A 26,547-nucleotide genomic window follows, 5' to 3' on the forward strand; every position below is an offset into this window, starting at 1 on the left:
CGAGGCAACCGACAGTTACCTCAGGCGACTACAGCATGCAGCTGACGCAACCCTCGACCTCCGTGCCCTCCAGGGCCATCTGGCGGAGACGGATGTAGTAGAGCGTCTTGATGCCCTTGCGCCACGCGTAGATCTGCGCGCGGTTGACGTCGCGCGTCGTGACCGTGTCCTTGAAGAACAGCGTGAGGCTCAGGCCCTGGTCGACGTGCTGCGTCGCGGCGGCGTACGTGTCGATGATCTTCTCGTAGCCGATCTCGTACGCGTCCTCGTAGTACTCGAGGTTGTCGTTCGTCAGGTAGGGCGCCGGGTAGTAGACGCGCCCGATCTTGCCCTCCTTGCGGATCTCGATCTTCGACGGCACCGGGTGGATCGAGGACGTCGAGTTGTTGATGTAGGAGATCGAGCCCGTCGGCGGGACGGCCTGGAGGTTCTGGTTGTAGATCCCGTGCTCCATGACCGAGGCCTTGAGGGCCTTCCAGTCGTCCTGCGTCGGCACGTGCACGCCGGCGTCGGCGAAGAGCTGGCGCACGCGCTCCGTCTCGGGCTCCCACACCTGGTCGGTGTACTTGTCGAAGTACTCCCCCGACGCGTACTTCGAGTCCTCGAACCCGCCGAACGCGCGCCCACGCTCGATCGCGAGGCGGTTCGACGCCGCGATCGCGTGGTAGGCGACCGTGTAGAAGTAGATGTTCGTGAAGTCGACGCCCTCGGTGGACCCGTAGTGGATCCGCTCGCGCGCGAGGTAGCCGTGGAGGTTCATCTGGCCGAGGCCGATCGCGTGGCCCGCCTCGTTCGCCCGCTTGATCGACGGGACCGACTCGATGCTCGTCTGGTCCGAGACCGCGGTGAGCGCGCGGATCGCGGTGTCGATCGTCTTGGCGAAGTCGGGCGAGTCCATCGTCTTCGCGATGTTCAGCGAGCCGAGGTTGCAGGAGATGTCGCGGCCGACGTGGTCGTACGAGAGGTCCTCGTTGAACGTCGACGGCGTCGAGACCTGGAGGATCTCCGAGCACAGGTTCGAGTGGGTGATGCGGCCCTTGATCGGGTTCGCCTTGTTCACCGTGTCCTCGAACATGATGTACGGGTAGCCGGACTCGAACTGGAGCTCGGCGATCGTCTGGAAGAAGTCGCGCGCCTTGATCTTCGTCTTGCGGATGCGCGAGTCGTCGACCATCTCGTCGTACTTCTCGGTGACCGAGATGTCGGCGAACGGCTTGCCGTAGACGCGCTCGACGTCGTACGGCGAGAAGAGGTACATGTCCTCGTTCTTCTTGGCGAGCTCGAACGTGATGTCCGGGATCACGACGCCGAGCGACAGCGTCTTGATGCGGATCTTCTCGTCCGCGTTCTCGCGCTTGGTGTCGAGGAACCGCAGGATGTCCGGGTGGTGCGCGTGCAGGTACACCGCGCCGGCGCCCTGGCGCGCGCCGAGCTGGTTCGCGTAGGAGAACGAGTCCTCGAGGAGCTTCATCACGGGGATGACGCCCGACGACTGGTTCTCGATGTGCTTGATGGGCGCGCCGTGCTCGCGGATGTTCGAGAGCAGGAGCGCCACGCCGCCGCCGCGCTTGGAGAGCTGGAGCGCGGAGTTGATGCCGCGCGCGATGGACTCCATGTTGTCCTCGATGCGCAGCAGGAAGCAGGACACGGGCTCGCCGCGCTGCGCCTTGCCGACGTTGAGGAACGTGGGGGTCGCGGGCTGGAAGCGGCCCGAGATGACCTCCTCGACGATGTCGAGCGCGGCCTGCTCGTTCCCGTCCGCGAGGCCGAGCGCGACCATGCACACGCGGTCCTCGAAGCGCTCCAGGTACCGCTTCCCGTCGAACGTCTTGAGCGTGTACGACGTGTAGTACTTGAACGCGCCGAGGAACGTCTCGAACCGGAACTTCTTGGCGTACGCGAACTCGAACAGCGACTTCACGAACGCGCGGTCGTACTTCGCCAGCACGGCCGGGTCGTAGTACTTGTTCTCGACGAGGTAGTCGAGCTTCTCCTGCAGGTCGTGGAAGAACACCGTGTTCTGGTTGACGTGCTGGAGGAAGTACGCACGCGCGGCCTCGCGGTCCTTGTCGAACTGGATCTCGCCGTTCGGGCCGTAGAGGTTCAGCATCGCGTTGAGCGCGTGGAAGTCGAGCTGCGCACTCGCCAGGGGAACCTGGGCGACCGTGCCGCCCCCTGCGACGCTCACGCCGGAATCCGTGACTGTCGTTGCCAAAATCGTCCCAATCCGTCGCGGACGCGCGTGGCGTCCTCGGCTGTTCCCAGGAGTTCGAAGGCGTACAGGTAGGGCACCTGGCACTTCGCGGAGATGATGTCGCCGGCGATGCAGTAGGCCTCGCCGAAGTTGGTGTTGCCCGCGGCGATGACGCCGCGGATCAACGACCGGTTGTGCACGTCGTTGAGGAACTTCACGACCTGGCGCGGGACGGCACCGCCCTCGTTGCCGCCCCCGTAGGTCGGGACCATGAGCACGTACGGCTCCTCGACGCGCAGGAAGCCCTCGGTCGGACGCAGCGGGATGCGCTGCACGTCCATGCCGAGGGCCGGCAGGTCGAGCCGCTGGACGAACCGGTGCGTGTTCTCGCTGACGCTGGAGAAGTACACGAGCGACCCCACGGGGACGCACCTCCGTCCTGCCCTGCTCCGCCTGCTTCCGTACGTGGTCGGGGCGCCTCACGGCGCCCCGGGAGGCCGGTCAGGCGACGACCGGCGAGACCTTCTGCGCGAGGGCGTTGATCTGGTCGGGACGGAACCCGGACCAGTGCTCGTCCCCGGCGACCACCACGGGCGCCTGCAGGTAGCCGAGCCCGCGGACGAGCTCGAGCGCCTCGGCGTCCTGGCTGATGTCCACGACGGAGTACTCGATGCCCTTCTTGTCCAGAGCGCGGTACGTCGCGTCGCACTGAACGCAAGCCGGCTTGCTGTAGACCGTGACGCTCATGGGGTGACTCCTCGTCTCTCGCGCTCTGTCCGGGATCGGTCCTCGGGGAGGGAGAAACGTCTCTGACCTCGAAGGACACCGGTGGAACTACGTCTGTGTGATTCGCCAGAAGGCCTCCGGCCCCCTGGGTGTGCAACCACTATACCTAGTGGTCGACACCGTGCCACCGCACTAGATGTCGTGGTCGAACTTCACCCGACGGCATGTGGTAGGAGCCATAGATCCATGGTCCCACCCCCCTCTGACACCCCCCTGGAAGGCGTCGTCCACAGCCCGTCGTCCACCGGCCGGAGGTGTCGGGAACGGCTCGTTCTCGCGCCCCGCGACGAGCCGTCCACAGGGTGGGGACGGCGTCGGTCCACACCCTGTGCGACGTGCCGCCACCTCTGCGGGACGCCGGCACGGAGTCGTGCGGAGTGCCCGAACCTGCACGACAAAACGACCCAATACGGACGCGGAATCTCGTCATCCTCTCGGCGTGTCGTGCCGTCGGCGTGTCGTACGCCATGTCCAGGCGCCTGCCGCCGAGCCGCACACCCGGCCCGCGCGCTTCGCCCCGGTATCGCCCGACCACCAAGTCACCCGGAGCAGGTGATCCGCCCGCGCGCCGCCCAGGTGGACGATCGCCTCGTCGGACGTCCACGACTGCGCCGAGGAGGCGGTCGAGATGCACCCAGAGCACGCAGCAGTGCACCGCAGCGACGAGGAGCGGGCGGCATGAGCGCGGCAGACGCGGCCGCCGAGGGGCCGGCGGTACCCGCCGCGACGTCGCGGGCGCGTGCCGCCATCCCGGCGAGCAGCTACATCTCGTGGATCGCCCTCGCGATGATGACGACGAGCTCCGTCGCGAGCCTGCGCGCCGCGCCCACGATGGCCGTCTACGGGCTGGCCTGCGTCTTCCTCTACCTCCTGCCCGCCGTGGTGTTCCTCCTCCCCACGTCGCTCGTCTCCGCCGAGCTGGCCTCCGGCTGGAGCGGCGGTGTCTACAAGTGGGTGTCCGAGGGGATCTCGAAGCCGATGGGCTTCCTCGCGGTCTGGTGCCAGTTCGCGATGACGATCTTCTACTACCCGAGCCTGCTCGGGTTCGTCGCGAGCACGCTGGCCTACGTCATCAACCCGAGCCTCGCGAGCAGCGGCGTGTGGACGGCGATCGTCATCGTCGTCGTCTACTGGTCCGGCGTGTGGGTCTCGTCGCGCGGCACCAAGGGCGTCGCCGGTCTCGCGAGCGGCGGGCTCATCATCGGCACGCTCATCCCGGGCGTGATCCTGGTGACGCTCGGCGTCGTGTTCCTCGGCCAGGGCAACGCGTCCGCCGCGCCGATGGACGCCGAGCACCTGCTCCCGGCGTGGGCCGGCCTGTCGAGCCTCGTGCTGATCGTCAACAACTTCCTGTCGTACTCCGGCATGGAGATGAACGCGGTGCACGTCGGGTCGCTGCGCAACCCCGCACGCGAGTTCCCGCGCTCGATCTTCCTCGCCATGGGCATGGTGCTGCTGATCTTCATCCTCCCCGCGCTCGCGATCAGCTGGGTCGTCCCGGCCGAGCAGCTCTCCCTGACGGCGGGCATCATGCAGGCCTTCGACGCCGTGTTCGCCTACTTCGGCTCGCAGTGGCTCACGCCGATCATCGGGATCATGCTCGTCACGGCGTCCGTCGCCGGCATGCTCACCTGGTTGGCCGGCCCGTCCAAGGGCCTCCTGCTCATCTCGCGCCAGGAGGGCTACCTCCCGCCGTTCCTGCAGAAGCTCAACAAGAACGGCGTCCAGCAGAACATCCTCGTCACCCAGGGCGTCGTCACCACGGTGATCGCGCTCGGCTACGCGCTCATCCCGAGCGTCTCGAGCGCGTACTGGATCTTCTCGGTGATCACGACCCAGGTGTACCTGATCATGTACCTGCTCATGTTCGTCGCCGCGGTCCGCCTGCGCCGCCAGCAGCCCGACCACGCTCGCGGGTACCGCGCGCCGATGCTCGGGGCGCTGTGCGGGGTCGGCTTCGTCGCGTCGCTCGCCGCGCTGCTGGTCGGGTTCGTCCCGCCGTCGCAGTTCGGGTCGGGGAGCCCCGGCTCCTACCTCGTCATCGTCGCCGGCGGGGCCCTCGGCCTGGGTCTCCTGGTGCCGTACCTGTTCTACCGGTTCCGCAAGCCGTCGTGGAGGCTCCCGGACGCGACGACGCAGGAGACGGAGGCGAGCGCGCCATGAGCGAGGTCACCGAGCGGCAGCCGCGCCGCGAGCGCCGGACCATCTACGTCGTCGCGGCCGTCGTGGTCGTCGCGCTCGTCGTGGTCGCGCTGCTGGTCCGCGGCGAGCGGCAGACGACGACGGAGGCCGAGCAGAAGGCGGAGCAGCTCCTCACCGCGCTCGCCGCCGCGGGCGCGCCGACACCGCAGGTGGACCAGGTCGTGCGGGTCCTCGGCGACGACGGCGGAGCCACGTGCGAGGACCCCGGCAGCGCGCTGAGCCGGGCGACCCTCCTGGGCCAGCTCGTCAACGGGGCCGCGGGTCCGGGCATCCGGCCCGTCGTCGCGGACAACCGCGTCGTCCAGGGGCAGCTCCTCGTCATCCAGATCTACTGCCCGGACGAGCTCGCCGGGTTCCAGGACCTCGTGGACGGCCTGCACCTCGACGACACGGTCAAGGGCTGACACCCTCCGGGGCCGACACGCTCCGGGGCTGAGACGCTCCGGGGCTGAGGCGCTCCGGGGCGAGGCGAGGGCGACGGTCAGTCCGTCGCCCTCGCCGCGACCGGCGTGGCCGACGTGGGCAGGGTGTGCGCCACCGCGGCGGCGGCCGACGCGGCGTCGTGCACCGTGCCGCGCTCTGCCCGGTACCGCCGGCCCATGACGACCGCCATGACCACCCCGAGGGCGCTGGTCCCGGCCATCACCCACGACGCCGTGCCGAGGCCGGCGGCGAGGGCGTCGGCCGTGGTCGCGCCCGCGGCGGTGCGGTCCGCGACCACCGCCGCGTAGATCGAGGCCACGACCGCCGTCGCGACCGCGGCACCGACGTAGCGCGCCATGTTGGAGACGCCCGACGCCGCGCCGACCTCGTTCGCGGAGACGCACGCCGTGGAGGCCGAGGACGCCGGGCCGTTGGACAGCCCCATGCCGACCGCGATCGCGATGAGCGGGAGGACGAAGGCGCCGTACCGCCAGTCGGCCTGGACGACCCCGACGACGCCGAACCCGACGGCGGTGAGCAGGAAACCGAGCCCGATGACCTGCCGCCCGCCGATCTTCGCGGCGAACCGCGGCACGAGCGGCGCCACGATCACGAGGCCCGCCGTGGCGGGGAGCGTCGCGAGCCCCGCCTCGAGCGGGCTCAGGCCCAGGGTGGCGGGGTCCTGGAAGTAGATGCTGAGGAGGTACATGAGCCCGTTGATCGTGCCGGAGCCGATGAGGATGGCCACGGTCGCGCCGACGAGCACGCGGTTGCGCAGGAGGGCGAGGTCGAGGAGCGGGACCGCGACGCGGCGCTCGACCACGACGAACAGGCAGCCCGCCACGACGGCGACCGCGAGGCTGCCGAGGGTCGCGAGCGAGCCCCACCCCCAGTCGCTGCCCTTGCTCAGCGCGAGGATGAGAGGAGCGAGGGTGAGCGCGACGAGCACGGTGCCTGCGTAGTCGATCGAGCGCGAGCGGTCGGGGTCGCGCGACTCGGACACGACGAAGTACGTCAGGACGACGCACGCCGCGGCGACGACGGCGTCGACCCAGAAGAGCCCCTGCCAGCCGGTGAGGTTGACGAGCACCCCGCCGAGCAGCGGCCCCGCCGCGGCACCGACGGCGGACGCCGCACCCCACAACGAGACCGCCCGGAGTTGGGCGTCGCCGCTGTTGGCCACGGAGAGCAGGCTCAGCCCGCACGCCACGATGGTCGCCCCGGCCGCGCCCTGCACGAAGCGCCCGGCGATGACCATGCCGCCCGACGGGGCGAGCGCGATGAGCACGCAGGACGCGACGAAGAGCAGGAGCCCGAGCTGGAACACCCGCTTGCGGCCGAACACGTCGCCCAGGGCTCCCGAGGTGACGATCACCGCCGCCCCGACGAGCGAGTAGCCGGTGACCGCCCACTGGAGGGTCGTCACGCTCGTCCCCGTGTCCTCGCTGATCGCGGGGAGCAGGATGCTCACCGCCGACGTGTTCGCGTTGACGACCAGCGTCGACAGGCACGCGGCGGCGAGCACCCCGCCCGTCCTGGCCTTGACCTCGACATCGCTCATGGCTGCGAGGCTAGGGAAGGTCACCCGGGTCGCGCCTCACCCCGTCCGGGCGAGACCGGAGCCCGCCCGCACCCACGGCGGTGCACGGCGAGGGCCCGCCCGGTGCGACCGGACGGGCCCTCGCGCGGGCGACGAGCGGGCTCGTCAGGCGGTCTCGTCGACCGCGGGGAGCGCGTTCGACGTCGCGAGCCGGCGGTACCAGTGCGCGGAGTCCTTCCACGTGCGCTCGAGCGTGTCGTAGTCGACGCGGATGATGCCGAACCGGCGGTCGTAGCCGTAACCCCACTCGAAGTTGTCGAGCAGCGACCACGCGAAGTACCCGCGCACGTCGGCGCCCGCGTCGATGGCGGCGCCCACGGCGTCGACGTGGTCGTGCAGGTAGGCGACACGGCGGTCGTCGTGGACGCGGGCGGACCCGTCGGCGTCGACCGTGACCTCGTCGGCGAACGCGGCACCGTTCTCGGTCACCATCATCGGCTGGTGCGGGTAGGTCTTCGCGACGGACACGAGCAGCTCGGTCATGCCGGCCGGCTCGATGTTCCAGCCCATCGCGGTGTACGGGCCGGGCTGCTGGACGAACTCGACGTCGTCGACGCCGATCCACGGGCTGTGCTTCGACGCGCCGTGGCCGTCGTTCTCCGACCGCTCGCCGTCGCCGGAGAAGTGGCGCACGCGCACGGTCGAGTAGTAGTTGACGCCGAGGATCGACAGCGGCTGGCGCACCGTCTCGAGGTCGCCGTCCTGCACGAACGACCAGTCGCTCACGTGCGCGGTGTCGGCGAGCAGGTCGGCGGGGTACTCGCCGTCGAGCATGGGAGCGAGGAACGCGCGGTTGGCGAGGGCGTCGATCTTCCGCACGGCGTCGAGGTCGCCCGCGGACGTCGGGTCGTCGGGCCGGATGACGTGGAGGTTGAGCGTGACGGACGTCTTCGCGTCCTCGCCCAGCTCGTCGCGGATCGCCTGGACGGCGAGGCCGTGCGCGAGGTTGAGGTGGTGCACGGCCGCGAGGGCCGCGGCCGGCTCGGTGCGGCCGGGCGCGTGCACGCCCGAGCCGTAGCCGAGGTAGGCGGAGCACCACGGCTCGTTGAGCGTCGTCCAGGTGTCGATCCGGTCGCCGAGCTCGCGCGCCATGTGGCGGGCGTACTCGGCGAACGCGTACGCCGTCTCGCGGTTGGCCCAGCCGCCGGCGTCCTCGAGCTCCTGCGGGAGGTCCCAGTGGTAGAGCGTGACGACGGGCTTGACGCCCTTCTCGAGGAGCGCGTCGACGAGGCGCGAGTAGAACGCCACGCCCTCCGGGTTGAGCGGGCCGGTACCGCCGGGCTGGACGCGGGACCACGAGATCGAGAAGCGGTACGCGCCGAGGCCGAGGTCGGCGATGTGCTGCACGTCCTCCTGCCACCGGTGGTAGTGGTCGTCGGCGACGTCGCCCGTGTCCCCGTTGAGGGTGCGGCCCGGCGTGTGGGAGTAGGTGTCCCAGATGGACGGCGTGCGGCCGTCCTCGGCGGCGGCGCCCTCGATCTGGTACGCGGCGGTGGCGGAGCCCCAGAGGAAGTCGGTCGGGAACGTCCGGCGGCCCGACGGCGCGGGCGCGGCCTGCGCGTCGACGGCGTCGGGTGCGGTGGTGTCGGTGGTCACGAGGGTCCTCGCTGCTCGGTCGTCGGACGGCCCGGTCCGCGACGGGTGGTCGGTGGGTGCTCGTGCGGCTCGGTGGGTGCGAGCGGGCACGCGCGGGAAGTGCCAGGGCGAGCATGTCATGGGAGCGCTTCCATGACATGCTCGCCCAGGATACGTCGTCAGCCGAGGTCGATCGTCACGCTCGTCGCACCGTGCGCCTCGGCCACCGCGGAGCCGGCCCGCACGGACCAGGCCGCCACGGCGTCGTCGGACGAGACCGTGAGCGTCGCGCCCGACCGGCGCACGCGGAACGTCGCCCCCGGAGCGCCGTCCGCCGGCGGGACGACCACGAGCTCGTCGTACCCCTCCGGCAGCTCGAACGCGTGCAGCGTGACGCCGTCGGCCCAGTCGTAGTCCGGCCGGTCGGTGCGGGCACCCACCGGGAGGACGGTGCCCGGGCGCACGAGCACCGGGAGCGAGTCGAACCCGTGGGTCTCGGTGACCCAGCGCGGGCCGGTCACGGTCTCGCTCAGGGCGGGGCCGTCGTCGGGCTGGACCAGGCGCGTCCACGTGCCCTCGGGCACGTAGTACTCGACGCGGCCGTCCGCGCGGAAGACCGGCGCGACGAGCAGCGCGTCGCCCAGCAGGTACTGCGTGTCCGCGGTGAACCCCGCGCGGTCGTGCGGCAGCTCGAGCGCGAGCGGGCGCATCATCGGCACGCCGTCGGTGTGCGCCTCCTCGGCCACCCGGCCGAGGTAGGGCATGAGCGACAGCTTGAGGTGCGTGAACTTGCGCGTGACGTCGACGGCCTCGTCGTCGAACGCCCACGGTACGCGGACCGAGCCCGAGCCGTGCAGGCGCGAGTGCGACGACAGCAGGCCGAACGCCGTCCAGCGCTTGAACACGCCCGGGTCGGGCGTGCCCTCGAAGCCGCCCATGTCGTGGCTCCAGTAGCCGAAGCCGGACATGGACATCGACAGGCCGCCGCGCAGCGACTCGGCCATCGACGCGTACGTCGAGTCGCAGTCGCCGCCCCAGTGCACGGGGAACTGCTGGCCGCCCGCGGTCGCGGACCGCGCGAACAGCACCGCCTCGCCCTCGCCGCGCTTGCGCTCGAGCAGCCCGAAGACCGCCTCGTTGTAGAGCTGCGCGTAGTAGTTGTGCATCTTGCGCGGGTCGGACCCGTCGTGCCACGCGATGCCGTCGACGGGGATCCGCTCGCCGAAGTCGGTCTTGAAGCAGTCGACGCCCTGGTCGAGCAGCCCCTCGAGCTTGCCCACGTACCACGCGGTCGCGTCGGGGTTGGTGAAGTCCACCAGGCCCATGCCCGCCTGCCACAGGTCCCACTGCCACACGGACCCGTCCTCACGCTTGACCAGGAAGCCCTGCTCCGCGGCCTCCGCGAAGAGCGGCGAGCGCTGCGCGACGTACGGGTTGATCCACACGCACACCTTGAGCCCGCGGTCGTGCAGGCGGCGCAGCATGCCCGCGGGGTCGGGGAACGTGCGCGGGTCCCACTCGAAGTCGACCCACTGGTACTCGCGCATCCAGAAGCAGTCGAAGTGGAACACCGACAGCGGCAGGTCGCGCTCGGCCATGCCGTCGATGAACCCGTTCACCGTCTGCTCGTCGTAGCTCGTCGTGAACGACGTGGTGAGCCACAGCCCGAACGACCACGCGGGCACGCGCGCCGGACGGCCGGTGAGCGCGGTGTACCGGCGCAGCACGTCCTTGGGCGTCGGTCCCTGGATGACCAGGTACTCGAGCGCCTGGCCCTCGACGGAGAACTGGACGCGCGTGTTCACCTCGGACGCGACCTCGAACGAGACCTTCTCCGGGTGCTCGACGAACACGCCGTAGCCCTTGGTCGTCAGGTAGAGCGGGACGGACTTGTACGCCTGCTCGCTCGACGTGCCGCCGTCCTCGTTCCAGATGTCGACGACCTGGCCGTTCTTGACGAACGGGCCGAACCGCTCCCCCAGCCCGTAGACGAGCTCGCCCGGCTCGAGCGCGAGCTGCTCGTGCGTCCACGCGCGGCCGTCGTCGGCCGTGACGTGCCCGACCGACTTGGGCAGCGACGAGGTCAGCACCTCGCCGTCCGCCTCGAAGTCGACGCGCCACCGGTCGCCCCGGTGCACGCGCACGGCGAGGTCCTTGGACCGCAGGACCGCGACGTCGTCGTGCACCTCGACCTCGGGCCGGAACCCGGGCTCGCCGGTCACCTGGAACGCCGGGCCGCGGCGCACCGCGCCCTGGTGGTGCTCGACGCGCACGCGGATCACGCCGGGCGCGGGCGAGGAGTACGTCGTCGTGAGCATCGGGCGGTTGAGCGTGTCGCCGCGACCGCGGATCTTCGCCGTCGGCGCGTACACGGTGAGCGTGCCGGCCGCCTCGTCCGCGCGGACGTCGTCGACCTCGACCGCGTAGAGCGGGTGCATCCCCGGTCGGACCTGCCAGTACCCGTCGGTGAACTTCATGGGTGGTGCTTCCTTCGTCGGTGCGTTCAGGAGTCTCGGTGGCCGCCTCGGGGCCTGCCCCGGGGCAGGCACGGTGTGCGGCACGGCGTCACGCGGGAGGCGTCACTTCACGGCGCCGGCCGTGACGCCCCGGGTGAGCGTGCGCTGGAAGATGAGGAAGAAGATCAGCGCGGGGATCAGCGAGACGAGCGCGCCCGCGTTCGTCGTCGGGGCGTCCATCATCCGGTCGCCCTGGAGCGACGCGAGGGCGATGGGGATCGTCTGGGTGTCGTTGGTCGTCAGCATGACCAGCGGGATGAAGAACTCGTTCCACGTCCAGATGAAGAAGAAGATCATGAGGACGCCGAGCGTGGGCTTGACGATCGGGTACACGACCTGCCACAGGATGCGCCAGCGGCCGGCGCCGTCGAGCTGGGCGGCCTCGAGCAGCGCGGGCGGGAACGTGCCGAGCACGGACGCGAGCAGGTAGGTGCCGAACGCCGCCTGGATGACGGTGAAGATGATGATGATCGACCACTGCGAGTTCGACAGGCCGACCTTCTGCGCCATGTCGAACAGCGGGTAGATGAGCGCCTCCTGCGGCAGCATGTTGGCCACGAGGAAGAGCGTGACGATCCACAGGCGGCCCTTGATGCGGCCGACGCCGATCGCGTAGGCGCTCAGCAGCGACAGGAGCGTCCCGAACACGGCGACGAGCGCCGAGATGAAGACGGAGTTCCAGAGCTTCTGCGGGAAGTTCGTCCGCGTCCAGAAGTTCTGCACGCCGTCGAGGTAGAGCTCCTTCGGGATGCTCAGCGGGCCGTCCTGGGAGTACTCGGCCGGCGACTTGAACGCGTTGAGCAGCATGATGACGAACGGCGACAGCATGAGCAGGGCGACGAGGATCGCCGCGGCGAGCACGAACCAGCGACCGACACCGCGGCGGTAGCGCTCGTCCTGGCGCGTGGCCCGCAGGGGGCGGCGCGAACCGGACGACGGCGCGGGCACCGCGGGCGTGCCGTCCGCGGTCGGGGTGGTGGTGACGGTGGACATCAGCGGCCCTCCTGCTCACGACGCTCGGCGCGGCTCTGCAGCGCGAGGATCACGACGGCGACGACGATGATGACGAGGGTCAGCACGGTCGCCACCGCGGCGCCGTAGCCGACCTTCGACTTGTCGAAGAAGTTGAGGTACGAGTAGTAGCTCGGGACGAGCGTCGAGCTCTCGGGCCCGCCGCGCGTGAGCACGTAGATGGGACCGAACACCTTGAGCGCGGCGACCGTGCACGTGAGCGTGACGACGAACGTCTCCGGGCGGATCTGCGGGATCGTGATCGCCCCGAAGCGGCGCCACCAGCCCGCGCCGTCGAGCTCGGCCGCCTCGTACAGCTCGGGGTCCACGCGCTGGAGCGCGGACATGAAGATGACGACCGGGTAGCCGATCTGGACCCAGATGAGCACGAGCATGACGCTCGGCAGCGCGGTCGTCGTGTCGCCGAGCCAGTTGGGCGGGTTCTCGATGCCGATCCCGCGCAGGATCACGTTGAGCGCGCCGGTCTGGGCGTTGAGGATCCAGTTCCACAGCACGCCGGCGACGGCGACGGGCAGGATCTGCGGCAGGTAGTACGTCGCGCGCAGGAACGCCGCGACGCGCGGGCCGAACCGGCGGCCGAGGTAGTCGAACAGCACGGCCGCGAGGACGAGGCCGATGAGGGTCGGCGCGACGACCATCGCGAGGATCATCGCGATCGAGTTCTGGAACGAGGTCCAGAACGCCGAGTCGTTCATGAGGTCGGCGTAGTTGCCCAGCCCGTACCAGCGCATCGGCGCCATGCCGCCGCGCCACTTGAACAGGCTGTAGTAGACGTTCATCACGAACGGGTAGCCGATCACGACGACGAACGCCACCGCGCCGGGCAGGAGGTAGGGCAGGTACGGGAGCCAGGCGGGCCGGCGACGGCGGCGGGGCGCCGCGGTCGCGCGCGACGCCTCGCGCGCGGGGCCGGGCCCGGCCTCGGGCACGGTGTCGGTGCGGGTGGTCATGACGGTCTCTTTCGCGGGAGGTCCTCGGGTGGGGGGCCCGGGCCGGCCGGGGCGATCCTGGGATCGGCCCCGACCGGCCGGGCGCGTGCGTCCGCTCAGCTGTCGAGCAGGTCCGCCTTGCCGTCCACGTACGCGGACTCGAGGCCGTCGAGCACCTCGGTCGGCGACTTCGACTGGTTGATGAGCGACTGCAGCTCGCTGACGATCACGTCGTAGTAGCCGGGCACGGGCCAGTCCGGGTAGAACGCGAGGCCGTCGTCGTCGAGGATCGCCTGGAAGTTCTCGGTGAGCTGCTGCGTGCGCTCGTCCGTGATGACGGACGCGTCGCCGGCGACGGGCAGGCCGCCCTTCTCCGCGAGGATGTTCTGCACCTCGGGGCGCAGCGTGATGTCGATGAACTCCTCGGCGAGGTCGGGCGAGTCCGCGTTCGCGGGGACGACCCAGAGGTTGCCGGACGAGCCGACCTGGAGCGTGTTGCCGGGGAAGTTGAACTGGCCCCAGTCGGCGTCCATCTCCTCGACGATGCGGCCGAACCACCACGAGCCGGAGACCATCATCGGGTAGGTGCCGTTGATGAACGACACGCCCATGTCCTCGGCGGTCAGCGCGGCGGAGTCGGACGCGACGTAGCCGTCCTTGATCCAGGAGTCGAGCTTCTCGGTCGCCTGCGTCATCTCGGGGCCGTGGAAGTCCGGGTCGCCGTCGAACAGCTGGTACTGGTCGATGAAGTCGCGCTCGGAGTTCGCGAGCACGAGCTCGTACCACAGCTGGCCCATCGGGTACTCGGCGCCGGCCTCGGCCAGCGGGGTCACGCCCTGGTCCTTGAACGCCTGCATGACGGTCTCGAGCTCCTCGAGCGTCGTCGGCACCTCGAGCCCGTACTGGGCGAACATGTCCTTGTTGTAGTAGACCTGCACGAACTCGCCGTAGTTCGGGACGCCGTACCACTCGCCCGAGCCCATGAGGCCCTGGTCGTCGTAGGTCGCGGTGGTCTGGAGCGAGCCGCTGAGCTTCTCGTCCCAGCCGCGCTCGGTCGCCGCGTCGGTGAGCGGGGTGAGCAGGCCCTGCGCCGCGAGCTGGCCGGCGGTCGCGTTGCCCTTGTTGTACTCCATGACGTCGGGCACGTCGTTGCCGGTGAGGACGATCTTGGCGTTCTTCTGGATCTGCTCGAACGTCTGCTTCTCGACGACGACGTCGACGTCCGGGTTCTCCTCCTCGAAGATCTCGATCGCCTTGGCCCACGCCTGGCCCATGGCGGAGTCCTCGTTCTCGTAGTGCCAGATCGTCAGGGTCTGGTCGTCGGACCCCCCGCTGCCGCCGGAGCCCCCGCACGCCGCCAGGGCGAGTGGGAGCGCTGCCACAGCAGCGACGAGCGAGATCTTCCGGGATCGCAGCATGTGCGTGTCCTCCTCATCGAGTTCCGGCGCTGGAGCCGGAGGGTGACCGGGGCGTCGCCCGGCCGGTCGGTTCAGCGAGCCTCGGGCTCGCGGTCGTCGTCGTCCGGGGACCGGCCGGCCGCGGGGGCGACGCTGCTGCCGGGTTCGAGGACGCACGGGATGAGCACGTTCGGCGTGCTCGGACGGGAGCCGTCCACGAGGGACAGCAGCTTCTGCACGCCCAGGCGGCCGAGCTCGGCCCCGGGCGCGTGCATCGTGGTCAGCGGCGGGTTGCTCATCTCCCCGACGCCGGGCGACGTGACGATCGACAGGATCGACATGTCGGCGGGGATCGCGACGCCGCGCTGCTGGAGCTCGGCGACGACGCCGAACGTCGCGATCTCGTTCATGGTGACGAACGCCGTGAGGCGCGGCTCGAGCTCCAGGAGCGTCGCGACGGCGTCGCGGCCCGCTCGGGGGGACTCGTCGACGCGCAACGCGACCGGCTCGAGCCCGCGGCGACGCATGGCCGCCTCGAAGCCCTCCTCGGCGCGGAACGTCGGCGCGTAACCGTCGTCCGCCGTCGCCTGCGAGTGGTTCACGAGGGCCACGTGCCGGTGCCCGAGGTCCACGAGGTGCTGGACCGCGTCGTCCGTCGTGCGCTCGAAGTCGATGTCCACCGACGGCCGGTCCGTGACGTCGCGCGTCCGGCCGATCATCGTGTACGGGACCCCGGCCTCGTCGAGCACGTCGACCCGGTCGTCGTCGAGCGCGACCTCCATGAGCAGGACGCCGTCCGCCATCCCCTGGCGCACGAGGTCGCGGACCTCCGGGGCCTGGGTCGTGCGGAAGGGCCACAGCACGAGGTGGTAGCCGTTCTCGCGCGCCGTCTCCGCGGCGGACGAGACGAACTCGGCGACCGTGCCGCCGAGGCCCTTCTCCATCGCGGGGTAGATCAGCGCCAGCACGTGGCTCCGGCGCGACGCGAGACCGCGGGCCATCGCGTTGGGCTGGTAGCCGAGATCGGCCATGGCGTCCTCGATGCGGCGCCGCGTGGCGTCGGAGACGGGACGGGTCCCGGAGAGCGCGTAGGAGACCGTGCTCAACGAGACCTGCGCGCGTCGCGCCACGTCCTGCATCGTCGCCATCGTCACCACTCCCCTGTGGTCCGGTCCGCCGCCTCGTCCGTCGAAGCGCTTCGTCGAAACGCATCGTCGAAGCGCTTCGCTGTTACGAGTATTGGATGAACAAATGAGGAGAGTCAAGCCCGCGGAGCAAGAACACGCTCTCCCGTTCGAGGCTTGCGCCCCGACCTGCGACGACGCCGGAGAGGATCCGCCAGCCCTGCGAAGCGCCGAACCCGGGCATACCGGTGGGTTCGACCCGCAGATCGCCCGCAACCCCGGGTTCGCCGAGCTCCCTCGACCAGACGAACCCGGGGTCGCTCCTCATGGGACGGGCTGGGTGAGGAGCGACCCCGGGTTCGGCGGTGGGGTCGCGCGGTGCGACGGGTTGCGCGCGAGGCTCAGAGCGTGAGGTCGACCAGGTCGCCCGCGCGCAGGACCTCGCGCACGCGCAGGTCGGCGTCCGTCACGACGACGTCGGCGCGGCGGCCCGCGACGAGGCCGCCGCGGTCGTCGAGGCCGAGCACGCCCGCCGGGGTCCACGACGCGGCGCGGACCGCGTCGACCAGCGGCACGCCCGCCTCGACCGTCTCGCGCACGACGTCGAGCAGGTGGTACGTGCCCCCCGCGATGGCGCCGCCCTCGGTGAGCCGTGCGACGCCGTGCGCGACGGTGACGCGCATCGGCCCGAGCTCGTACGCGCCGTCGGCCATGCCCGCCGCGGCCATCGCGTCGGTGACGAGCGCGACGGCGTCCGGCCCGGCGACGACGCCGTCGGCACCGACGTGCGACCCGACGAGCTCGACGACGCTGCGGATCGTGCCGTGCGCGAGGTGCGTCCCGTCGGCCACGAGCTCGACGACGAGCTCGCCGCGCGCGGCCGCCGCGAGGCACGCCGCGATCGGGCCGGGCTCACGGTGGTGCAGGGGGCGCATGCCGTTGAACAGGTGCGTCGCGGTCAGTCGCGCCCCGGGCCGCCCGGCGGCCGCGAGCGCCGCGACGCCTGCCGCGATCGCCGCCTCGGTCTGCTCGGTGCTCGCGTCGGTGTGCCCGATCGACGGGAGCGCCCCGACCTCGACGAGCGTCTCGATCACTCCGCCGGCGTCCACGACGCCCGGCACCTCGGGCGCGACGGTCATGGTCCGCAGGTACCCGCGCGCCGCGGCCGCGATCGCTCGCACGAGCTCCGGGTCGCCCTCGAGCATGTCCCGCGGGTTCTGCGCGCCGCACCGCACCTCGGAGAGGAACGGCCCCTCGAGGTGGATGCCGACGATCTCCCCCGCGTCGGCGAGGTCCGCGAGGTTCGCGGTGCGCTCGAGCAGGACGTCGCGGGGCGCGGTGACGAGCGAGGCGACGAGGCTCGTCGTGCCGTGGCGCAGGTGCTCGCGCGCGGCGACGCGCGCCTCCTCGACGCTCGTCGCGTCGGGGAAGCTGGACCCGCCCCCGCCGTGGTCGTGGACGTCGACGAGTCCGGGGAGCAGCGTCGCCCCGGCGCCCGCGGGCAGGTCCGCGTACCCGGCGGCCGCGGCGTCGGCCCGGGGGCCCACCCACACGAGCCGCCCGTCCTCCACGACCACGACACCGTCGTCGAGAACCCCGGTCGGGGTGACGACGCGGCCCGCGAGGACGCGCGCGGTGCCAGGCTGCTGGGCGGGGCGAGGGCTGCTGACGGCGTCGGTCATGACGCCATTCTGGCGCACTTCGTACACCCGACGTGCAAACTCGTCGCGCCGTGGACACGCGGGGGTCGGGAGGCGAGACGTCAGCGGTCGCGCGACGTGAGCAGCCGCCGCGCGCCGCGGCCGAGGTGCAGGGCGAAGAGCCGCTGGAACGTCGGCACGGCGAACGCGATCGGGCGCACCCACCACAGCACCGGGCGGCTGAACACGTCGATGCTCCACCACAGGTCGCCCGCGTCGTCGCGCTCGACGGCGAAGCGCTCCTCCCCCACGAACGCGTGCCCGGGCAGGGTCCCGTACCCGAACGCGACCCGGTGCGGGGACCGCTCGACCCACACGACCTCGCACGGCTCGTGGAGCCGCACGCGCCCCACGCCGAGGAGGGTCGTGACGCGCACCCCCGCCTCAGCGACCGGGGCGTCGGTCTCGAGCCGCACGCGCGCCGCCGCGTGCACACGCCACGTGAGGAGCTGCTCGCCGAGCCACGCGAGGTCGTCGGGCGTCCGGGGCCGGTCCGTGAGCCGCCGGCGCACGTGCAGGTGGCGATACCCCGCGGGCCAGGTCTCCGTCCGGGTCGCGCCGACCTCCGGGTACGTGAACGTCATGCCGCACTCCCCTCCGGGGCCCGTCCGGGCCCACGTCTCGTCTCTCGTCCTGCACCGTCCGGTTCCGCGCCCGTCGCCTCGCCCGAGGCGGTCGGCCGGGCCGCGAGGACCCGCAGCCCGAGGAGCGCGCACAGCACGAAGCCGAGCGCGTTCGCGACGCCGTGCGTCGCCGCCATGACGTCGAGGCTCGGGTGCGCGAACCCGAGCGCCTCGCCCCCGGCCCACCAGAGCGCGAGCAGCATCGACAGCCCGACGACGACGGCCCCCGTCACGAGCAGCGCGCGGGCTCCGGCGGTGCTCGCCGGGCGTCCACCGTCGACCCGGCGCGCGCCGTCCGGGGACGAGGTGCCGGACGGCCGAGCGAGCGATCGGACCGCCGCGACCGCCGTCGCCCACAGGGCGAGCGTGAGCACTCCCGCGCCGACGAGCTCGGCGACGTCGCCGACGAAGTAGCCGACCAGCACGAGCACCGTCCCGAACGGCACGCCCCACGCCCCGGCGACGGCGAGCCGGTCGGCGGCCGCGAGGCGCGCGACGGTGCCCGCCACCAGTGCCGCGCCGAACCCGGCGTAGAGCATGTGCGGGACCGTGAGCGCGAGATGCGTCCCGGAGAACCCGAGGAGCCCCCACCCGGCGCGCTCGGCGACCAGCGCGCTCGCTCCGACCGCCGGCATGACCAGCGCGGTCACGGTCGCCGCGCGCGACGCGCGACCCACCGCGAGGGCCCGCCCGTCGCGCGCGTCGCGCGCCGTGCGCACCGCCAGACGCGCGCCGGCGCCGGCCAGCACGACGGTCGCCGCCGCGAAGACGAGCGCGAGGAGGGCGGACGCGGTGCCGCGCGGCAGCACGACGCCGACGGCCCCCGCCGCCCCGGCGAGGGGCCACACGACGCTGCGCGCTGCGGGGACGACGTCGGGCCCCAGGAGCCGGAGGCCGAGCGGCAGGACCACGACCATGCCGAGGATCACCAGGCCCGAGACGAGGGCCGCGCCTGCGGGGCTCACGCGCCCACCTCCGGCTCGCCCGCGCGCTCGCGGGCCGCACCCTCCGGGACCGACGCCCAGGGCGCGCCCGGGTGGACCGCGCGCACGAGGCGCAGGACGTCGTCGACCACACCGCGCGCGACGGGCAGCCGCGCGAGCCGGACGAGGCTGCCGACGAGCGCCGCCCCGCCGTCGACGAGCCGGCGGGTGCGCGCGAACCCGGGCGAGGTGTCGTGGACCCAGTAGAGCGTGATGCCGAGCTGGGCGAGCCACAGGAGCTCGGGGAGCTGGGCGCGCAGCCGCTCGGGGACGCGCGTCGACGTCCCGGCGACGACCTCGTCGAAGAGGGCGCGGGAGAGGTCGCGCGACCCGGCAGAGGCCGCCGAGAAGGGGCTCGCGTCCGAGCCGGGTCGGATCGCGACCGACACGAACTCGCCGCCGAACGCGTGGAACGGGGCGAACGCGTCGACCGACGCCCCCCAGACGCCGCGCAGCCGGTCGGCGAGCGAGCCGCCCGCGGCGAGCACGGGTGCGGCGCGCTCGGCGTGCTCGCGCTGCACCTCGAGGTAGAGCTCCTGGACGAGCGCGTCCTTGGACGGGAAGTGGTAGTACGCGTTCCCGGTGCTCACGCCCGCCTCGGCGGCGACGGCGCGCATGGTCGTGCGCTCGTACCCGACGTCGCGCAGCATCCGGACCGCGACGTCGCGCAGGTGCGCGCGCGTGCGCTCGGACTTCGGCGTCGCGCTCATGCGGGCAGCCGCATTTTTGAACATGTTCAAAAACTATCACAGGGGAGGTCGGCCCCCTGGCGCGCGACGAGCCACCCGCGCCTGACTGTTGTTTTCTGTTGGCTCTTGTGGGAATCTGTGGCCGACAGCGCAGTCATGTCCCCGCGCCCATGACCCGCGCGGGCCCGCTCTTCGACGACGAAGGACACGCATGCGACGACCACGCTCGACGGGCGCCCTGGCGCTCGCCTCCGGCCTTCTGGCCCTCGCCCTCGCGGCACCGGCGGTCGCGGCGACGCCGCGGATCCCCGCGGCCGCTCCGGCCACGTCCCCGGGCACCACGACCGACGACCCGACGACGCCCCTCGACCGGCCCGAGATCGGGCCGGGGACCTCGTTCGTCGACGTGCGCGAGAAGCTCGACGGCTACGCCGACCCCGACTGGTACGCGGCCAACGTCCCCGTCGTGGACCTCCCCGACGCGGACGCCGAGGCGGTCTACTACTACCGCTGGCGCGTGCTCAAGGAGCACCTGCGCTACACCGAGCCCGGTACGGGCTGGGTGCTCACGGAGTTCCTCGACTGCTGCGGCTATGCCGCGCCCTACCAGGCCATCAACGCGGCGGCGGGCCACCAGCTCGCCGAGGGCCGCTGGCTGCGCGACCAGCGCTACCTCGACGACTACGAGGACTACTGGCTCACGGGCCCTGGACAGATCGAGCCCGCGCAGAACCCCGAGGCCGCCGACTGGGCGCACCAGTACTCGTTCTGGGCCGTGTCCGCGATCGTCGAGCGTGCGAAGGTCACCGGGAACCTCGACCGCCTCCGCGCGCTCCAGCCCGAGCTGGAGACCTTCGTCGAGGACTGGGGGAACCAGTTCGACGCCGACCTCGGGCTCTACTGGCAGACGCCCGAGTACGACGCCAAGGAGAGCTCGCCCGCGTCGTACGTGACCGACCGCGACTACGCGGGTCGCCACACGTTCCGGCCGTCGATCAACGCCTACCTCTACGGCGACATGCTCGCGCTCGTCGAGGTCGCGACGCTCAACGGCGACGAGGCGACCGCGACGGAGTACCGCGACCGCGCCGCGGCGCTGCGCGAGGCCGTGGACACCTCCCTCTGGGACGACGAGCGCGACTTCTTCTACGACGTCGTGGACTGGGAGAACCCGGACCACGAGCCGCTGCGCGACCGGCTCGACGTCGGGTTCGTCCCGTGGAAGTTCGGCCTCGCCTCGCCGGAGCAGGCGGTCGCCCTCGACCAGCTCCTCGACCCGCAGGGGTTCGCGGCGCCGTACGGCCCGACGGTGACCGAGCGCCGCTCCCCCGACTTCTGGCGCTCGTCCGACCAGGGCTGCTGCAAGTGGGACGGGCCGTCGTGGCCCTTCTCGACGTCGCTCACGCTCGACGGCGTCGCGACCGCGCTGCGCGACGACGCCGCGGGCGACCTCACGCGCGCGGACTACCTCGACCTGTTCGACACCTACGTGCGCACGCAGCTCCGCGACGGCGAGCCGTACGTCGCCGAGGCGCACCACCCCGACGAGGACCACTGGATCTACGACGGGAACAACCACTCCGAGGACTACCTGCACTCCAGCTACGTGGACCTCGTCCTCCAGGACGTCCTCGGCATCCAGCCGCAGTCCGACGACTCGCTCGTGCTCGACCCGCTCGTGCCCGCCGACTGGGACTGGTTCGCCGCGGAGAACGTGCCGTACCACGGGCGCAACGTCACGGTCCTGTTCGACCGCGACGGCTCGCGCTACGGGGTCGGCGCAGGCCTGCGCGTCTACGTGGACGGCGAGCAGGTCCTCCACGCCGACGCCGACGCGGTCGCCGAGGGTGCCGACCCGGTCGAGGTGCCGGTGCCCAACGGTGAGCCGCAGCGGCTCCCCCACGCCGTCAACACGTCGGCGAACCCGCTCAAGAACGCCTACCCGCGACCCGTCGCGTCGTACACGTGGCGCTACGACGACGCGTGGCGGGTCCTCGACGGCAAGGTCTGGTACGACGAGGTGCCGCAGAACACGCGCTGGTCGAACTACTCCTCACCGAACGCGCGCGACTGGCTCGGGGTCGAGTTCGCCGAGCCGACGACGATCGGCGACGTCCGCTTCTACGGCTACCAGGACGCCGACGCCGTCCAGCCCGCCGTCGGCTACGAGCTCGAGTACTGGGACGGCGCTGCCTGGCAGGTCGTCCCCGACCAGACGCGCGTGCCCGAGCAGCCCGTGGGCAACGGCCTGAACCGCATCACGTTCCCGCCGCTCGAGACGACGAGCTACCGCGTCACGTTCGACGCCGCGCCCGGGAAGTCCGTCGGCGTGACCGAGCTCGAGTCGTGGAGCCCCGTGTCTCGGGCCGTCTCGGCGCGGGTCGAGGCCGCGGAGCCTGCCGTCGGACGCGCCTCGCGCGTCGACGTGACCGTCTCGACGCGCGACGACGCCGTAGCCGGCGCCGAGGTCGCGCCCGACCTCCCGGCCGGCTGGACGGCCGTCGCCGTGGGCGAGGCAGGCCCGCTCGACCTCGGCGCGTGGGACCGCGCGACCCGGTCGTGGGACGTCACGCCCGGGCCCGACGCCGTCCCCGGCAGCGAGGCGCGGATCGGCGCCGTCGTGCGCTGGGGCGGGTCGAGCTCCCCCGAGGAGGCGCGCGCGACCACGACCGCCCGGCTCGCGTTCGACCCGGACTGGTACGACGACGTCGTGCTGCACGACGACTTCGACGCCGACACGACCGCGGACTACGCGACGCTCCGACCCTCCGGCGAGGCGCTGCCCGCCGTCGCGGCCGGGGACGGGGCGCTCGCCGCGACCGGCGACGCGCGCTACTGGGGTCTGTACGGGCACCGCACGGCCCGCGCGACGCCGTCGTCCGTGGTGGTCGCGGAGATCGGCGCGTTCTCCGGCGCGGGCACGCAGGAGGACTCGCTGTTCCTCGGCCTCGCCGCCGCGGACCGCACCTACGCGCTCGCGTGGTTCAACCACACGAACGTCGCCGCGGGCCTCGACTACGTCGGGGGCGCGGACGGGTCGTCGCCCTACTTCGGTCTGCGGGGCTACGGCCCCGGCGACCGGGTCGCGCTCCAGGTGAACGGCGCGCGCGTCGACGTGTTCGCCGAGGAGGACGGCGAGTGGACCTGGTACGGCGGCACGACGACCGGCGGCGCGCTCGACACGTCCGACCCCGACGTGCTCGCCGGACTCCTCCCGACGATCGGGTTCCGTGCCGACCGCGGCACGGTGAGCATCGCGTCGTTCGAGGTGCGCTCCCGCTCCGCCGGCGCGCCCACGCCCCAGGTCGACGTCACCGCGGTGCCGCGCTGCCTCGCCGGAACGGCGTACGTCGCGGTCCGTGCGTCGTACGTCGGGACGGGCGGCACCGAGACGGGCGACCCGGTGGACGTCGAGCTCGTGACGCCGTTCGGGTCGCGCACGGTCATGGGCGTCGCGCCGGGTGCCAACGCCTACCAGTCGTTCTCCGCACGTGCCGCGTCGCTCTCGGCGGGCTCGGCGACGGTCCGCGTGACCGACGCCGCGGGGCGGGTCACCGAGCACGCGGCGCCGTACGCGGCCCTCACGTGCTGATCGGTCGGCAGGTCCCACGGTTCTGACTCCTCGACCAGTGCGGTCGTGGCCTGTCCCCGCTGCGGGACGGGCCACGACCGCCTGCACGTGCGGGTGGGCCGCGCGCGCGTCAGAAGAGGCGGGAGTCCACGTCGTCGACACCGCGCATCGCGTCGTAGTCGAGCACGAGGCAGCCGATCCCCCGGTCCGTCGCGAGCACGCGCGCCTGCGGCTTGATCTCCTGCGCGGCGAACACGCCGCGCACAGGGGCCAGGAGCGGGTCGCGGTTGAGCAGCTCGAGGTAGCGCGTGAGCTGCTCGACGCCGTCGATGTCGCCCCGGCGCTTGATCTCGACGGCGACGGTCGCGCCGCTCGCGTCCTTGGCGAGGATGTCCACGGGGCCGATCGCGGTCGGGTACTCGCGGCGCACGAGCGTGTGCCCCGAGCCGAGCAGCTCGATCTGCGCGGCGAGCATCTCCTGGAGGTGCGCCTCCACGCCGTCTTTGACGAGGCCAGGGTCGACCCCCAGCTCGTGCGAGCTGTCGTGCTGGACCTCGTGGAGCTCGATCTCGAGGCGGTCGTCGCTCTTGGCGTGCTGCACGGCCCAGACCTCGGTCACGCCACGCTCGCGCGCCTCCTCGGACGGCGCACGGACCGCGAGCGAGCACGGAGGGCTCATCCAGTTGAGGGGCTTGTACGAGCCGCCGTCGGAGTGCAGCAGCACGCTCCCGTCGGCCTTGACGATGAGCACGCGCGTCGCGAGCGGCAGGTGGGCCGAGAGACGGCCGGTGTAGCGGGCGGAGCAGCGGGCGACGACGAGACGCATGAGGCAGGTCCTCCGGGTCGGTGGTGGGCGGTCCGGGACGCGGCGTCAGCCCACGGGCGACGCCTCAGACGACGACGTCGCGCCGACCGGGCGGCGCGGCCTCCAGCCAGGAGGCGAGCCCCTCGTACGCGGCGCGCGACATCGTGAGCTCGAAGTCCTGGCCGTGGTAGCGGCACCGGACGAGGTAGGTGTCGGGGCCGTCGCCGACGAACGGCTCGCGGCCCGCGATGACGAGGTCGTAGCGGGACCACGTCCGGGCGGGGCGGATCGACACCGACCACAGCCGCCACCAGTCGATGCGACCGACGCCGTAATGCGCGATGCCCGCGACCCAGGGCGCGCCCGCCGCGCCCGCACGCCGTGCACCGCACTCGAACGACCCGACGCGGTGGGACAGGGCGCGCAGACGCCACGCCCCCAGCCCGATCGCGAGCAGGACGAGGACGAGCAGTCCGATCGCGAGCCAGGCCAGGGGCGTCATGGTCGTGCGAGGGTCAGCGGGCCGGTACGGACTCGACCGAGTCCGCGACGATCGTGACCTGGTTGGAGTCGACGGAGAGGAACCCTCCGCTGACGCGCACGTCGAGGGTCTCACCCTCGGCCACGATGCGCACCGAGCCCTCGCGCAGCACGGAGAGCAGGGGCGAGTGGTCCGCGAGGATGCCGATCTCGCCGTCCGCCGCAGGGGCCGTGACCCGCTGCGCGCGGCCCGACCAGATCTTGCGGTCCGCCGCCACGAGGTCGACGTTCAGCTGTGCCACGGGAACTCCTTCATGGGCGGTTCATGCCCGGCGTGGTGTCCGGGTCCGGGTGCGACGCCCGCGGGGCCGGGCCGAGCGGCCCGGCCCCGCGACTGCGTCGGATCAGGCGCCGTACTCCTGCTGGATGCGCGCCCAGTTGCGCTCGAGGTCCTCGAGGCCACCGATGTTGAAGAACGCCTGCTCGGCGACGTGGTCGAACTCGCCGTCCGCGATCTTCTTGAACGCCTCGATGGTCTCGCTCAGCGGCACCGTCGAGCCGACGACGCCCGTGAACTTCTCGGCCATGTAGGTGTTCTGGGAGAGGAACTGCTGGATGCGGCGCGCACGCGCGACGACCGTCTTGTCCTCCTCCGAGAGCTCGTCCACACCGAGGATCGCGATGATGTCCTGGAGCTCCTTGTTGCGCTGCAGGATCGACTTCACGCGCGTCGCGACGTCGTAGTGGTCCTGGCCCACGTAGCGCGGGTCGAGGATGCGGCTCGTCGACGCGAGCGGGTCCACCGCGGGGTACAGACCGCGCGAGGCGATCTCACGGGAGAGCTCGGTCGTCGCGTCGAGGTGCGCGAACGTCGTCGCCGGCGCCGGGTCGGTGTAGTCGTCCGCCGGCACGTAGATCGCCTGGAGCGACGTGATCGAGTGACCACGCGTCGAGGTGATGCGCTCCTGGAGCAGACCCATCTCGTCTGCGAGGTTCGGCTGGTAGCCCACCGCGGACGGCATGCGGCCGAGCAGCGTCGACACCTCGGAGCCCGCCTGCGTGAAGCGGAAGATGTTGTCGATGAACAGGAGGACGTCCTGCTTCTTCACGTCGCGGAAGTACTCCGCCATGGTCAGCGCGGAGAGCGCGACGCGAAGACGCGTGCCCGGGGGCTCGTCCATCTGGCCGAAGACGAGGGCGGTCTTGTCGAAGACGCCGGCCTCCTCCATCTCGACGATGAGGTCGTTGCCCTCACGCGTGCGCTCGCCGACGCCGGCGAACACGGACACGCCACCGTGGTCCTGCGCGACGCGCTGGATCATCTCCTGGATGAGGACGGTCTTGCCGACGCCCGCACCACCGAAGAGGCCGATCTTCCCACCCTGGACGTACGGGGTGAGGAGGTCGATGACCTTGATGCCCGTCTCGAACATCGTGGTCTTCGACTCGAGCTGGTCGAACGCCGGGGGCTTGCGGTGGATCGGCCAGCGCTCGGTGATCTCCACCGTCTCGCCAGGGGCGCCGTTGAGCACGTCGCCCGTGACGTTGAAGACCTTGCCCTTGGTGACGTCGCCGACGGGCACGCTGATCGGCGCGCCGGTGTCGGTGACCTGGGCGCCGCGGACGAGGCCGTCCGTCGGCTTGAGGGCGATGGCGCGCACGAGCGAATCACCCAGGTGCTGGGCGACCTCGAGCGTGAGCGTGAACGACTTCTCGCCCTCGCCCTGCGACGAGAGGTCGATCTCGACGGTCAGCGCGTTGTAGATGTCGGGGATCGCGTCCGCCGGGAACTCGATGTCCACGACGGGGCCGATCACACGAGCGACCCGGCCCACGCCGGGACCGCTGGAGTGCTCGACCTGTGCTTCCACGGTGGTGGCGGTCATTGCTGGCCTCGCTTCGCAGTGCCGGAGTGGTC

General features: G+C 71.7%; 21 protein-coding genes. 3 read left to right on the forward strand and 18 right to left on the reverse strand.

Annotated features, from left to right (window positions below; all coding sequences use genetic code 11):
* Positions 1-28: 28 nt before the first annotated feature.
* From nrdE to nrdH, 3 genes are all read right to left on the reverse strand, one after another.
* Positions 29-2,110: a class 1b ribonucleoside-diphosphate reductase subunit alpha gene (gene nrdE, locus ACN9MS_RS14495; RefSeq protein ID WP_237843696.1), complete on the reverse strand. Its 2,082-nt coding sequence runs from the start codon at positions 2,108-2,110 to the stop codon at positions 29-31.
* 74 nt (positions 2,111-2,184) lie between these two features.
* The gene (nrdI, locus tag ACN9MS_RS14500; protein ID WP_378233570.1) at positions 2,185-2,616 is read right to left on the reverse strand and encodes a class Ib ribonucleoside-diphosphate reductase assembly flavoprotein NrdI; all 432 of its coding nucleotides are present in this window, start codon (positions 2,614-2,616) and stop codon (positions 2,185-2,187) included.
* Positions 2,617-2,695: 79 nt separating this feature from the next.
* Entirely contained in the window at positions 2,696-2,941 is a 246-nt protein-coding gene (nrdH, locus tag ACN9MS_RS14505; RefSeq protein ID WP_047232913.1) for a glutaredoxin-like protein NrdH, read from the reverse strand.
* 717 nt (positions 2,942-3,658) lie between these two features.
* Here nrdH and ACN9MS_RS14510 point away from each other — a divergent pair.
* Together ACN9MS_RS14510 and ACN9MS_RS14515 are read left to right on the forward strand one after the other, a co-directional pair.
* Positions 3,659-5,143: an APC family permease gene (locus ACN9MS_RS14510; RefSeq protein ID WP_426309219.1), complete on the forward strand. Its 1,485-nt coding sequence runs from the start codon at positions 3,659-3,661 to the stop codon at positions 5,141-5,143.
* Complete coding sequence (locus ACN9MS_RS14515; RefSeq protein WP_426309220.1) at positions 5,140-5,586, forward strand: hypothetical protein; 447 nt, start codon at positions 5,140-5,142, stop codon at positions 5,584-5,586. Before ACN9MS_RS14510 ends, ACN9MS_RS14515 begins: the two co-directional genes overlap by 4 nt.
* Before the next feature lie 77 nt (positions 5,587-5,663).
* Here ACN9MS_RS14515 and ACN9MS_RS14520 read toward each other — a convergent pair whose 3' ends face one another.
* The 11 genes from ACN9MS_RS14520 to ACN9MS_RS14570 form a co-directional block, all read right to left on the reverse strand.
* Positions 5,664-7,166, reverse strand: coding sequence for an MFS transporter (locus ACN9MS_RS14520; RefSeq protein ID WP_426309221.1), 1,503 nt, complete (start codon positions 7,164-7,166; stop codon positions 5,664-5,666).
* Positions 7,167-7,310: 144 nt separating this feature from the next.
* Positions 7,311-8,801 carry a GH1 family beta-glucosidase gene (locus ACN9MS_RS14525; RefSeq protein ID WP_426309222.1) on the reverse strand — a complete coding sequence of 497 codons (1,491 nt, stop codon included), beginning with the start codon at positions 8,799-8,801 and terminating at the stop codon, positions 7,311-7,313.
* Positions 8,802-8,959: 158 nt separating this feature from the next.
* On the reverse strand, positions 8,960-11,257 hold the full coding sequence (gene yicI, locus ACN9MS_RS14530; protein ID WP_426309223.1) for an alpha-xylosidase: 2,298 nt from the start codon (positions 11,255-11,257) through the stop codon (positions 8,960-8,962).
* 102 nt (positions 11,258-11,359) lie between these two features.
* Positions 11,360-12,289: a carbohydrate ABC transporter permease gene (locus tag ACN9MS_RS14535; RefSeq protein WP_426309224.1), complete on the reverse strand. Its 930-nt coding sequence runs from the start codon at positions 12,287-12,289 to the stop codon at positions 11,360-11,362.
* A complete protein-coding gene (locus ACN9MS_RS14540) occupies positions 12,289-13,278 on the reverse strand; it encodes a carbohydrate ABC transporter permease (protein WP_378233578.1) in 990 nt (329 codons plus the stop codon). Before ACN9MS_RS14540 ends, ACN9MS_RS14535 begins: the two co-directional genes overlap by 1 nt.
* A gap of 95 nt (positions 13,279-13,373) precedes the next feature.
* Positions 13,374-14,675, reverse strand: coding sequence for an ABC transporter substrate-binding protein (locus ACN9MS_RS14545; protein ID WP_426309225.1), 1,302 nt, complete (start codon positions 14,673-14,675; stop codon positions 13,374-13,376).
* A 71-nt stretch (positions 14,676-14,746) separates the two neighbouring features.
* A complete protein-coding gene (locus tag ACN9MS_RS14550) occupies positions 14,747-15,802 on the reverse strand; it encodes a LacI family DNA-binding transcriptional regulator (protein WP_426309226.1) in 1,056 nt (351 codons plus the stop codon).
* A gap of 377 nt (positions 15,803-16,179) precedes the next feature.
* Entirely contained in the window at positions 16,180-17,460 is a 1,281-nt protein-coding gene (locus ACN9MS_RS14555; protein ID WP_426309227.1) for an N-acetylglucosamine-6-phosphate deacetylase, read from the reverse strand.
* An 80-nt stretch (positions 17,461-17,540) separates the two neighbouring features.
* Positions 17,541-18,062 carry a DUF1990 family protein gene (locus ACN9MS_RS14560; protein WP_426309228.1) on the reverse strand — a complete coding sequence of 174 codons (522 nt, stop codon included), beginning with the start codon at positions 18,060-18,062 and terminating at the stop codon, positions 17,541-17,543.
* Positions 18,059-19,066, reverse strand: a complete 1,008-nt coding sequence (locus tag ACN9MS_RS14565; protein ID WP_426309229.1) for a YndJ family transporter — start codon at positions 19,064-19,066, stop codon at positions 18,059-18,061. Before ACN9MS_RS14565 ends, ACN9MS_RS14560 begins: the two co-directional genes overlap by 4 nt.
* Complete coding sequence (locus tag ACN9MS_RS14570) at positions 19,063-19,794, reverse strand: TetR family transcriptional regulator (protein ID WP_426309230.1); 732 nt, start codon at positions 19,792-19,794, stop codon at positions 19,063-19,065. Before ACN9MS_RS14570 ends, ACN9MS_RS14565 begins: the two co-directional genes overlap by 4 nt.
* 190 nt (positions 19,795-19,984) lie before the next feature.
* Between ACN9MS_RS14570 and ACN9MS_RS14575 the strand changes: the two genes are divergently transcribed.
* Positions 19,985-23,365: an MGH1-like glycoside hydrolase domain-containing protein gene (locus ACN9MS_RS14575; protein WP_426309231.1), complete on the forward strand. Its 3,381-nt coding sequence runs from the start codon at positions 19,985-19,987 to the stop codon at positions 23,363-23,365.
* Between the two features lie 109 nt (positions 23,366-23,474).
* Here the strand turns inward: ACN9MS_RS14575 and nucS are convergent, their stop codons facing one another.
* From nucS to atpD, 4 genes are all read right to left on the reverse strand, one after another.
* Positions 23,475-24,170 carry an endonuclease NucS gene (nucS, locus tag ACN9MS_RS14580; RefSeq protein WP_426309232.1) on the reverse strand — a complete coding sequence of 232 codons (696 nt, stop codon included), beginning with the start codon at positions 24,168-24,170 and terminating at the stop codon, positions 23,475-23,477.
* A gap of 64 nt (positions 24,171-24,234) precedes the next feature.
* A complete protein-coding gene (locus ACN9MS_RS14585) occupies positions 24,235-24,651 on the reverse strand; it encodes a DUF2550 domain-containing protein (RefSeq protein WP_047232904.1) in 417 nt (138 codons plus the stop codon).
* Positions 24,652-24,664: 13 nt separating this feature from the next.
* A complete protein-coding gene (locus tag ACN9MS_RS14590; protein ID WP_047232903.1) occupies positions 24,665-24,931 on the reverse strand; it encodes a F0F1 ATP synthase subunit epsilon in 267 nt (88 codons plus the stop codon).
* A gap of 102 nt (positions 24,932-25,033) precedes the next feature.
* Complete coding sequence (gene atpD / locus ACN9MS_RS14595) at positions 25,034-26,515, reverse strand: F0F1 ATP synthase subunit beta (RefSeq protein WP_426309233.1); 1,482 nt, start codon at positions 26,513-26,515, stop codon at positions 25,034-25,036.
* Between the last annotated feature and the right edge of the window lie 32 nt (positions 26,516-26,547).

Origin of the sequence: Cellulosimicrobium sp. E-16, assembly GCF_049913115.1 — a bacterium.
Taxonomy (GTDB): Bacteria; Actinomycetota; Actinomycetes; order Actinomycetales; family Cellulomonadaceae; genus Cellulosimicrobium.